Source organism: Pseudomonas rossensis, from assembly GCF_039888995.1.
GTDB classification, from domain to species: domain Bacteria; phylum Pseudomonadota; class Gammaproteobacteria; order Pseudomonadales; family Pseudomonadaceae; genus Aquipseudomonas; species Aquipseudomonas rossensis.
The window spans coordinates 1-11,430 of sequence record NZ_JBBWCB010000031.1; the positions used below are offsets into that span (position 1 = coordinate 1).

An 11,430-nucleotide genomic window follows, 5' to 3' on the forward strand; every position below is an offset into this window, starting at 1 on the left:
AAGTAACACCGCGCTCTAACCGGGTGCACCAGGCGCCCCGACTGCCCTCTGTCGGTGCGCGATTTGCACTGAAAAAAACCTGCGCAAACGGTCAAATGCGCCTGAATTTATACAAATGCGACATTAAGGTACGTTCGTGCCACTGTTTAAGACTTGTGGCCGCTCCGGATCTTGCAATGGGTATGGCCCCTGCATAAGTATCCGCAGGAACGACTCACGAGGTCGTCCTCTAATTCCAAAAATGACAACAAATCATGAGGCCACCATGCTTAAACACGCGGTCATTCCGTTTTTAGTCGGCGCAGGCTTGTTAGCTAGCGCACCTTTCGCCCAAGCGGCGACTAACCTGGTGTTTTGCTCCGAAGGGAGCCCGGCCGGTTTTGATCCTGGTCAGTACACCACCGGAACCGACTTCGACGCCTCTGCAGAAACCATGTTCAACCGCCTGACTCAGTTCGAGCGCGGCGGCACCGCCGTTATTCCTGGTTTGGCGACCAAATGGGACATCTCCGATGATGGCCTGACTTACACCTTCCACCTGCGTGAAGGCGTCAAGTTCCATACCACCCCGTACTTCAAGCCAACTCGTGAGTTCAACGCCGACGACGTGCTGTTCACCTTCAATCGCATGATTGACAAGAACGACCCGTTCCGTAAGGCGTACCCAACCGAATTCCCGTACTTCACCGACATGGGGATGGACACCAACATCACCAAGATCGATAAAGTCGACGACAAAACTGTCAAGTTCACCCTGAAAGAAGTCGACGCCGCGTTCATCCAGAACATGGCCATGAGTTTCGCTTCCGTCCAATCCGCCGAGTACGCCGCCCAGCTGCTGAAAGAAGGCAAAGCCGCCGACATCAACCAGAAGCCGGTCGGCACGGGTCCGTTCGTGTTCAAGAGCTACCAGAAAGACTCCAACATCCGCTACACCGGGAACAAGGACTACTGGAAGCCTGACGACGTCAAGATCGACAACCTGATCTTCGCCATCACCACCGACCCGTCGGTACGTATCCAGAAGCTGAAGAAGAACGAGTGCCAGATCACTCTGTTCCCACGTCCAGCCGACCTGAAGGCTCTTCAGGAAGACAAGACTCTGAAAGTGCCTGACCAGGCTGGTTTCAACCTGGGTTACATCGCCTACAACGTGATGGACAAGATCAAGGGCAGCGATCAGCCGAACCCGATGGCCCAACTGAAAGTGCGTCAGGCACTGGACATGGCCGTCAACAAGCAGCAGATCATCGACTCGGTTTACCAGGGTGCAGGTCAACTGGCCGTCAACGCCATGCCGCCGACCCAGTGGTCTTACGACACCACCATCAAAGATGCGCCGTACAACCCTGAGAAAGCCAAAGAGCTGCTCAAGGAAGCCGGCGTCAAGGAAGGCACCGAGATCAACCTGTGGGCGATGCCGGTGCAGCGTCCGTACAACCCGAACGCCAAGCTGATGGCTGAAATGCTGCAGTCCGACTGGGCCAAGGTCGGTATCAAGGCCAAGATCGTGACCTACGAGTGGGGCGAGTACATCAAGCGCTCCAAAGGCGGCGAAAATGGCGCGATGCTGATTGGCTGGAGCGGCGACAACGGTGACCCGGACAACTGGCTGAACGTGCTGTTCGGCTGCGACTCTCTGCAAGGCAACAACTTCTCCAAGTGGTGCGACAAGAAGTTTGACGGCATCGTGAAAGAAGCCAAGCGCACGACCGATCAGTCCAAGCGCACCGAACTGTACAAGCAGGCGCAACACGTCCTCAAAGATGCCGTTCCAATGACACCTATCGCTCACTCGACGGTGTTCCAACCCATGCGCGACAACGTGCAGGACTTCAAGATCAGCCCGTTTGGCTTGAACTCCTTCTACGGCGTCAGCGTCAGCAAATAAGGTTTTGCAACGGCGACGTTTTTGACGTCGCCGTTGCTTTATCTGCCGAGAAAGTAGGAAACAACCTACATCCAATTCCGCTGAGCATTACAGCAGCGGCGTCGGACGCGTTGCCATTTCCTACGAGTATTTAGGACTCTACGCATTTACTGCCAGACCCACGGCTCCTACCGTCGGGATCTGACCAGTTCGTGCGTGGGCTCTCGGTTATTGCTGCCTGTCATGGCTTGAGATCAGTGATGCCTCCACGTCCCCGGACAGGACGGCTGTTCATTGAAAACACTTAGCGAAAGAGAAAAGGGAGCGTCATGCGCCATACCTTGGTTTTATCCGCATTGCTGGGCACCGGCCTGCTGGCCGCCACTTCCATCAGCCAGGCCGCCAATAACAGCCTGGTGTTCTGCTCCGAAGGCAGCCCCGCTGGCTTCGACACCGCGCAGTACACGACCGCGACCGACAATGACGCCGCCGAGCCGTTGTACAACCGACTGGCAGAGTTCGAAAAAGGCGCCACCAACGTCGTACCTGGCCTGGCCACTCGCTGGGATATTTCCGAGGACGGCCTCAAGTACACTTTTCACCTGCGCGAAGGGGTGAAATTTCACACAACCAAATACTTCACGCCGACCCGTGATTTCAACGCCGATGACGTGCTGTTCACGTTCAATCGCATGCTCGATCCACAGCAACCTTTCCGTAAGGCTTATCCGACCGAGTTCCCGTATTTCAACGGAATGAGCCTGAACAAGAACATCGCCAAGGTCGAGAAGACCGGGCCTTTGACCGTGGTCATGACGCTCAACAGCGTGGACGCCGCGTTCATCCAGAATATCGCCATGAGCTTCGCCGCCATCCTGTCCGCCGAATACGCCGACAAACTGCTGGCGGTCGGCAAACCAAGCGATATTAATCAGAAGCCGATCGGCACCGGGCCGTTCGTGTTCAAGAGCTACCAGAAAGATTCCAACATCCGTTACACCGGCAACCAGCAGTACTGGGACCCGAGCCGGGTCAAGCTTGAGAATCTGATTTTCGCCATCAACACCGATGCTTCGGTGCGGGTGCAGAAGCTCAAGGCCAACGAGTGCCAGATCACCCTGCACCCGCGCCCTGCCGACGTGACCGCGCTGAAGAACGACCCGACACTCAAGCTCATCGAGAAGCCCGGTTTCAACCTCGGTTACATCGCCTACAACGTGCGCCACAAGCCTTTCGACCAGCTCGAAGTGCGCCAGGCGCTGGACATGGCAGTGAACAAGCAAGGCATTCTCAACGCCGTCTATCAAGGTGCCGGTCAATTGGCCGTCAACGCCATGCCGCCGACCCAATGGTCCTACGACGAGACCATCAAAGACGCCGCCTACAACCCGGAAAAAGCCAAGGAACTGCTCAAGGCTGCCGGCGTGAAGGAAGGCACCGAAATTACCCTCTGGGCCATGCCGGTCCAGCGCCCGTACAACCCCAACGCCAAGTTGATGGCCGAGATGCTCCAGGCTGACTGGGCAAAAATCGGCCTCAAAGTGAAGATCGTCAGCTACGAATGGGGCGAGTACATCAAGCGCACCAAGAATGGCGAGCACGACGTCAGCCTGATTGGCTGGACCGGTGATAACGGGGACCCGGACAACTGGCTCGGCACGCTTTATAGCTGCGACGCCATTGGCGGCAACAACTACTCCATGTGGTGTGATCCGGCCTACGACAAGCTGATCAAGCAGGCCAAAGTCGTTACCGACCGCGACCAGCGCACCGTGCTTTACAGACAGGCGCAACAGTACCTCAAGCAGCAGGTGCCGATTACGCCAGTCGCCCACTCGACGGTTAACCAGCCGTTGAGCGCCAAAATCGAGGGATTCAAGGTGAGTCCTTTCGGTCGTAACGTGTTCTCGGGCGTCAGCCTAGAAAAATAACCGATTAGCCAGAAACGCTGGGGGCGGATTCCGCCCTCACGCAAGCGTATTGCCGTAATTCGTCAATCCGGTCTACAGCAAACGTTTGCGATGCCTTGAATGAGTTCTAAACCAAATAGCCGGATCACCAAAAAAGACCGGCATTAAAAAAAAGAAAGAAAGGAGCTTCGCCCCATGAAACTGAGTAGCACCGCGTTATTGGCCTTGGCCATCAGCAGCGTAACCGCCTCGGCGTACGCAGAAACCCAAAGCCAGGCGTTCACCCCGGTTACCGTGAAAGAGAAAAGTGCTCAGAGTGAAGCCACTGGCTTTGTCGAAGGCCAATCGATCACCGGGAGCACGCGTAACTGGTATGCCAACGAGCAACTGAAGCGCGGTGGCGTGTTCCGTTACAACAAAGACGGCACATTGCAAACGACGGACCGCCGTATCAACTGGGTGCAAGGCACCATCATCAAGTACAACTCGGGCTTTACTGAGGGCACTGTAGGTTTCAGCACTGAAGTCGCGGCTTACAACGCGATAGCCCTGGAGCGTGATCAAGAAAGATTGGCCTCCGGCTTCGGCGGCGTACCGGGTGACCGTTTACGGGCCGGTAATAACCGTACCCTGACCAAAGAAGGCGGCGACGCACAAGGCCAATGGAGCAAACTCGGCCTGGCGAACCTCAAGGCACGCGTCTCCAACACTACCCTGACCGCTGGCCGTCAGAATTTCAGCAGCCCGATGGTCGATGTGATCGGTAACCGTCCGCTACCTTCGAGCTTCCAGGGTGTGGCCCTGCACAGCGAAGAGCTAGAAAACCTGACTTTTGACTTGGCCACCTTCGATCGCAACTCTCCACGAACTGAAGAAAGCCAACGTAAATTTCGCTCCGAATACGCTGACGAAATCATTGAAATCGATCACGTGAACACCGCTGGTATCACTTACCAGCCATTCGCCAGCCTGACTACCAGCGTGTGGGGCACTCAGGCCGAAGACATGTGGAACCAGTACTACTTCGGCGCCAGCCACGTGCTGGGAGACAGCTCGGTACTGAGCCTGACCACCGGCCTGAATTACTACAAAACCGTCGACGAAGGCAAAGCCGTACTGGGCGAGATCGACAACGACACCTACTCCCTGTCGCTCGGTCTGACTCACCAGGCCCACAGCCTGACCTTCTCCTACCAGGAAGTGAACGGTAACGAGTACTTCGACTACCTGCACGAAACCAACGGTATCTACCTGGCCAACTCCCTGCTGTCGGACTTCAACGGCCCGAACGAGAAATCCTTCCAGATTGCCTACGGCCTCAACATGGCTGAGTACGGCGTGCCAGGTCTGAAATTCAACATCTACCAGGCTCGCGGTTGGGGTATCGACGGTACTCACTATAAAGGTGGCGCCTACAACAGCGTGACCACGATGGACGGTGAACATCACTATGAATACGGCATCGGCGCTTCGTACGCCGTGCAGAGCGGTCCGCTCAAGGCTACCGCTATTCGCGCCACCTACACCGCTCACCGCGCGAGTGAAAACCAGCTGGATGGCAACATCAACGAGTTCCGTCTCGTGACCACCATCCCGTTCAACATTCTGTAAAAACGCACGCCTGCGGCTGACTCATGACGAGTCGGCCGTTTGGTTTTCTTCAGTTCAACCGATTGCAGAGGGTTCTTTGATGAAAATGCTTCCCCTACGTGCGGCCATCGCAGCCGCGTTGCTGAGTGCCGCTGTTGGCGTCTCGGCCAAACCCCTGGTGGTTTGCTCCGAAGCCAGCCCGGAAGGTTTCGATATCGTTCAGTACACAACTGCAGTCACGGCCGATGCAGTGGCCGAAACAGTGTTCAATCGCCTGGTGGACTTCAAGCCTGGCACCACTGAAGTGGTTCCTGCACTGGCGCAATCCTGGGAAATCAGCGAGGACGGCCTGAGCTACACCTTCCACCTGCGTAAAGGCATCAAGTTTCACACCACCGATTACTTCAAGCCGACCCGCGACTTGAACGCCGACGATGTGCTTTGGAGTTTCCAGCGTCAGCTGGACCCGAAACACCCGTGGCACAACAAGTCGAGCGTGGGCTTCCCGTACTTTGAAAGCATGGGCTTCAAGGATCTGCTCAAAAGCGTTGAAAAAATCGACCAAGACACCGTCGTATTCACCCTGACGCGTCGTGAAGCACCGTTCCTGGCCGACATCGCCATGCCGTTTTCGGCAATCTACTCCGCCGAATATGCCGATCAATTGCTCAAGGCCGATAAAACGGCCGACCTCAACAGCAAGCCGATCGGTACGGGCCCGTTTATTTTCACCCGCTATAACAAGGACGCTCAGGTACGCTTCAAGGCCAACCCTGAGTACTTCCGCGGCAAGCCGCCGGCCGATACGCTGATATTCGCGATCACCACCGACAACAACGTGCGCCTGCAAAAGCTCAAGGCCAACGAGTGCCAGATCGCGCTGTACCCTAAACCCGATGACGTCCCGAGCATCAAGGCCGACCCGAACCTGAAGGTCGATGAGCTGGCCGCGATGACCACCAGCTATACCGCGATGAATACCACTCGCAAATACATGAGCGACGTACGCGTGCGTCAAGCGATCAACATCGCTTTCGACAAGCAGACCTACGTCAACAGCCTGTACGGCAAAGGCAACGCGGTGATCGGCACCGGGCCTTATCCGCCGACCCTGCTAGGCTTCAACGACAACCTGAAAAATCCGCCGCGTGACCTCGCCAAGGCCCGCGAACTGCTCAAGGAGGCCGGGGTACCGGAAGGCACTGTGATCACCCTGTTCACTCGCAACGGCGGCGGCCCGACCAACCCTAATCCGCTGCTCGGTGCGCAAATGATGCAATCGGACCTGGCACAGATCGGGCTCAAGCTCGACATCCGCGTCATGGAATGGGGCGAAATGCTCAAACGCGCCAAGAATGGCGAACACGACATGGTGTCGGCAGGCTGGGCCGGCGACAACGGCGACCCGGATAACTTCCTGACGCCAAACCTGAGTTGCGACGCAGCACAAAACGGCGAAAACTACGCCCGCTGGTGCAACAAGGAGTTTCAAGCGTTGATCGACAAGGCCCGCGGCGGCACTGAGCCGGCTGCACGGGCGGCAATTTATGAACAAGCGCTGGACGTTTTCGACAAAGACCAGCCGTGGATTCCTATGGCTTATCCGAAAATGTTCACCGCCATGCGTAAAAACGTCGAGGGTTTCCACCAGAGCCCTTTGACGACTAACAACTTCGCCACCACTCAGGTGAAGTAGATAAGAAACTACCGGCATTCCTGACCCAGGAATGCCGGGCACGCCTAACCGGCTGATGAGGTACACCACAAGATGTTTAGTTTTATTGCCCGCCGATTGGGGTTATTGATCCCCACATTCTTCGGTATCACCTTGCTGACTTTCGCGTTGATTCGCATGATTCCTGGCGACCCCGTGGAAGTGATGATGGGCGAACGTCGGGTCGACCCCGAAATGCACGCTCAGGCAATGGAACGCCTTGGCCTGAACAAACCGCTGTATGCCCAGTACCTGGACTACATCGGCAAGTTGGCCCACGGCGATCTCGGCGAATCCCTGCGTACCCGTGAAAGTGTCTGGACCGAGTTCAGCTCTCTATTCCCCGCGACCCTGGAACTGTCCATGGCCGCCCTGTTGTTCGCCGGCATCCTGGGCCTTCTGGCCGGGGTGATCGCGGCACTCAAGCGAGGATCCCTGTTCGACCACGGGGTGATGGGCATCTCCCTGGCGGGATACTCGATGCCGATTTTCTGGTGGGGCCTGATCCTGATCATGTTCTTCTCGGTGTCCCTGGGCTGGACCCCGGTGTCCGGGCGGATCGACCTGCTCTATGACATCGAGCCGCGGACTGGCTTCATGCTTATCGACACGCTGCTGGCCGATGACGTCGGTGCGTTCTTCGATGCCCTGCATCACCTGATCCTGCCGGCCATTGTGCTCGGCACCATCCCGCTGGCAGTGATCGCGCGGATGACCCGCTCTTCGATGCTCGAAGTGTTGCGTGAAGACTACATCCGTACCGCCCGCGCCAAAGGCCTGTCGCCGTCGCGCGTGGTGTTCGTCCACGGTCTGCGTAACGCGCTGATTCCGGTGCTGACCGTGGTCGGCCTGCAAGTCGGCACATTGCTGGCCGGTGCGGTCCTGACCGAAACCATCTTCTCCTGGCCCGGCATCGGCAAATGGCTGATCGAAGCCATTGGCGCACGGGACTATCCCGTGGTGCAAAACGGCATCCTGTTAATCGCCTGCCTGGTGATTCTGGTCAACTTCGTGGTGGACATCCTCTACGGCTTTGCCAACCCACGCATTCGTCACCAGCGCTGAGATCATTATGACCATGACCACTTCAATTCCAGCGGTAGCAGTCGATCAAAGCCTGCTGTATCCGTCTCCATATAAAGAATTCTGGCAAGCGTTCTCCAAGAACAAAGGCGCCGTCGCCGGCCTGATGTTCATGCTGCTGGTGATTTTCTGCGCACTGTTCGCCCCTTGGGTGGCACCGCATAACCCGAGCGAGCAGTACCGCGACTTCCTGCTGACCCCGCCGTCCTGGCTGGAAGGTGGGCAAATCCAGTTCCTGCTCGGCACCGATGAACTGGGTCGCGACCTGCTGTCGCGGCTGATCCACGGTTCGCGCCTGTCCCTGCTGATCGGCTTGTCGTCGGTGGTGATGTCGCTGATTCCGGGCATCCTTTTGGGTCTGTTCGCCGGGTTCTTCCCGCGCTTGCTCGGCCCGACCATCATGCGTCTGATGGACATCATGCTGGCCCTGCCGTCCCTGCTGCTGGCGGTGGCGATTGTCGCCATCCTCGGCCCTGGCCTGATCAACACCATTATTGCCATCGCCGTGGTTTCGTTGCCGTCCTATGTTCGTCTGACCCGCGCCGCGGTGATGGGCGAACTGAACCGCGACTACGTGACCGCCGCGCGCCTGGCCGGTGCCGGTCTGCCACGCCTGATGTTCGTCACCGTGCTGCCTAACTGCATGGCGCCGCTGATCGTTCAGGCCACCTTGAGTTTCTCTTCGGCGATTCTCGATGCCGCCGCACTGGGCTTCCTCGGCCTTGGCGTACAACCGCCAACCCCTGAGTGGGGCACCATGCTGGCTTCGGCTCGCGACTACATCGAACGCGCCTGGTGGGTCGTCAGTCTGCCTGGTTTGACCATTTTGCTCAGCGTGCTGGCAATCAACTTGATGGGCGACGGCCTGCGCGATGCGCTGGACCCGAAACTCAAGAACGCCGCCTGAGGAGATTCAAATGTCACTGTTAGAAATCAAGAATCTCAACGTTCGCTTCGGCGACAAGAACGCCGTACCGGTGGTCGACGGTCTCGACATTACCGTGGACAAGGGCGAAGTTCTGGCCATCGTTGGCGAATCGGGTTCCGGCAAGTCCGTGACCATGATGGCGCTGATGGGCCTGATCGAACATCCGGGGATCGTCACCGCCGACGCCCTGAATTTCGACGGCAAGAACATGCTCAAGCTGAGCAACCGACAGCGTCGGCAGATTGTCGGCAAAGACCTGGCCATGGTTTTCCAGGACCCGATGACCGCGCTGAACCCGAGCTACACCGTCGGTTTCCAGATCGAAGAAGTGCTGCGCCTGCACCTGAAAATGTCCGGCAGGCAAGCCCGCGCACGCGCCATCGAACTGCTGGAAAAAGTTGAAATCCCGGGCGCCGCCAGCCGTATGGATGCTTACCCGCATCAACTGTCCGGTGGTATGAGCCAGCGTGTTGCGATCGCCATGGCGATTGCCGGCGAACCGAAACTGCTGATCGCCGACGAACCGACCACGGCACTGGACGTAACGATTCAGGCGCAAATCATGGATCTGCTGTTGGCCCTGCAGAAAGAGCAGAACATGGGCCTGGTGCTGATCACTCACGACCTCGCGGTCGTGGCCGAAACCGCTCAGCGTGTGTGCGTGATGTACGCCGGCCAAGCGGTCGAAGTGGGTCAGGTTCCTCAGCTGTTCGACATTCCGGCGCACCCGTACAGCGAAGCGCTGCTCAAGGCGATTCCGGAACACAGCCTGGGCGCCACGCGCCTGGCCACGCTGCCGGGCATCGTTCCCGGTCGTTATGACCGTCCGCAGGGTTGCCTGCTGTCGCCGCGTTGCCCGTATGTGCAGAATTCCTGCCGTCAGCAACGTCCAACCCTTGACCCGAAAAGCAACAGCCTCGCCCGCTGCTTCTACCCGCTGAATCAGGAGGTGGCGTAATGGCCGTCGTACTTACCGCCCGCGACCTGACCCGTCACTACGAAGTGTCCCGTGGCCTGTTCAAGGGCCATGCGACCGTGCGCGCCCTGAACGGTGTGTCGTTCGAACTGGAAGCCGGCAAGACCCTCGCTGTCGTCGGCGAATCGGGCTGCGGCAAATCCACCCTGGCCCGCGCCCTGACGCTGATCGAAGAGCCATCCTCCGGCTCCTTGAAAATCGCCGGGCAGGAAGTCACCGGTGCGAACAAAGCTGAACGCAAGCAACTGCGCAAAGACGTGCAGATGGTGTTTCAGAGCCCTTACGCGTCGTTGAACCCACGGCAAAAAGTCGGTGACCAGCTCGGCGAACCGCTGCTGATCAACACCAACCTGAGTGCATCCGAACGTCGCGAGAAAGTGCAGGCGATGATGAAGCAGGTGGGCTTGCGTCCTGAGCACTACCAGCGTTATCCGCACATGTTTTCCGGCGGTCAGCGCCAGCGGATCGCCCTGGCCCGCGCGATGATGTTGCAGCCTAAAGTGCTGGTCGCGGATGAACCGACCTCGGCGCTGGACGTGTCCATCCAGGCTCAGGTGCTGAACCTGTTCATGGACTTGCAGCAAGAGTTCAACACCGCTTACGTGTTCATCTCCCATAACCTGGCGGTGGTGCAACACGTCGCCGATGACGTGATGGTGATGTACCTCGGTCGCCCGGTGGAAATGGGCCCGAAGAACGACATCTACGAGCGTCCTCTGCACCCGTACACCCAGGCGCTGCTGTCGGCCACCCCGACCATTCACCCGGACCCGAACAAGCCGAAAATCAAGATCGTCGGCGAATTGCCCAACCCGCTGAACCCGCCGTCCGGCTGCGCGTTCCACAAGCGCTGCCCGTACGCGACCGAGCGCTGCAGCACCGAAGAGCCGGCCCTGCGCCTGCTCGACAGTCGGCAGGTGGCTTGCCACTACGCCGAGCAGTTCCTCGACGGCGCGGCATAAAAATGTGGGAGCGGCGGTGCACCGCCGCTCCCACAGGGATATACGACCTGTTCACTAACCCCTTCTTCTTCGGCTGCGCATCAGTCCGGCAGGAGGGGTTTTCTTTTGGCTGTCATTTAAGCCCCTTCATCCTCGTCGGTGTCCGGATCGTCAGTGGTCGAGTCGTCATCGTCTGCGCTGCCACCCTGCCCCTGATCGCCCGGTTCGGATTCGGACTTGGCGAGCATCAACTCACCATGCCCGACCTGCCCGCTCGAAGCCTGGGTATCGTGATCCTCGCATTCGGCCCAGACCGCAGAACTGCCGAGGGCCAGCATTACCAATACTTTCAACATCAATACAACGCGTAGCAACCTGTTCATAGCCGATTCCATCCATTTGTAGTTGAAACAGCGGT

The 11,430-nt window shown here is 58.1% G+C and carries 9 protein-coding genes; 8 read left to right on the forward strand and 1 reads right to left on the reverse strand.

Annotated features, from left to right (window positions below; all coding sequences use genetic code 11):
- The first annotated feature begins 265 nt into the window (after window positions 1-265).
- The 8 genes from WLY71_RS10975 (at window position 266) to WLY71_RS11010 (ending at window position 11,033) form a co-directional block, all read left to right on the forward strand.
- Window positions 266-1,891: an ABC transporter substrate-binding protein gene (locus WLY71_RS10975; RefSeq protein ID WP_347803558.1), complete on the forward strand. Its 1,626-nt coding sequence runs from the start codon at window positions 266-268 to the stop codon at window positions 1,889-1,891.
- A gap of 308 nt (window positions 1,892-2,199) precedes the next feature.
- Window positions 2,200-3,801, forward strand: coding sequence for an ABC transporter substrate-binding protein (locus WLY71_RS10980; protein ID WP_347803559.1), 1,602 nt, complete (start codon window positions 2,200-2,202; stop codon window positions 3,799-3,801).
- A 174-nt stretch (window positions 3,802-3,975) separates the two neighbouring features.
- Window positions 3,976-5,391, forward strand: a complete 1,416-nt coding sequence (locus WLY71_RS10985; RefSeq protein ID WP_347803560.1) for an OprD family porin — start codon at window positions 3,976-3,978, stop codon at window positions 5,389-5,391.
- A 79-nt stretch (window positions 5,392-5,470) separates the two neighbouring features.
- A complete protein-coding gene (locus tag WLY71_RS10990; protein WP_347803561.1) occupies window positions 5,471-7,066 on the forward strand; it encodes an ABC transporter substrate-binding protein in 1,596 nt (531 codons plus the stop codon).
- A 72-nt stretch (window positions 7,067-7,138) separates the two neighbouring features.
- Window positions 7,139-8,149, forward strand: coding sequence for an ABC transporter permease subunit (locus tag WLY71_RS10995; RefSeq protein ID WP_007900379.1), 1,011 nt, complete (start codon window positions 7,139-7,141; stop codon window positions 8,147-8,149).
- A gap of 13 nt (window positions 8,150-8,162) precedes the next feature.
- Window positions 8,163-9,074, forward strand: coding sequence for an ABC transporter permease subunit (locus tag WLY71_RS11000; protein WP_150658847.1), 912 nt, complete (start codon window positions 8,163-8,165; stop codon window positions 9,072-9,074).
- Between the two features lie 10 nt (window positions 9,075-9,084).
- On the forward strand, window positions 9,085-10,053 hold the full coding sequence (locus WLY71_RS11005) for an ABC transporter ATP-binding protein (protein ID WP_347803562.1): 969 nt from the start codon (window positions 9,085-9,087) through the stop codon (window positions 10,051-10,053).
- Complete coding sequence (locus WLY71_RS11010) at window positions 10,053-11,033, forward strand: peptide ABC transporter ATP-binding protein (RefSeq protein WP_282375031.1); 981 nt, start codon at window positions 10,053-10,055, stop codon at window positions 11,031-11,033. The genes WLY71_RS11005 and WLY71_RS11010 overlap by 1 nt, the downstream gene beginning before the upstream one ends.
- Before the next feature lie 116 nt (window positions 11,034-11,149).
- On the opposite strand, the gene WLY71_RS11015 is transcribed toward WLY71_RS11010, so the two are convergent.
- Window positions 11,150-11,395 (reverse strand): hypothetical protein, encoded by a 246-nt coding sequence (locus tag WLY71_RS11015; RefSeq protein WP_347803563.1) that lies wholly within the window; start codon window positions 11,393-11,395, stop codon window positions 11,150-11,152.
- Between the last annotated feature and the right edge of the window lie 35 nt (window positions 11,396-11,430).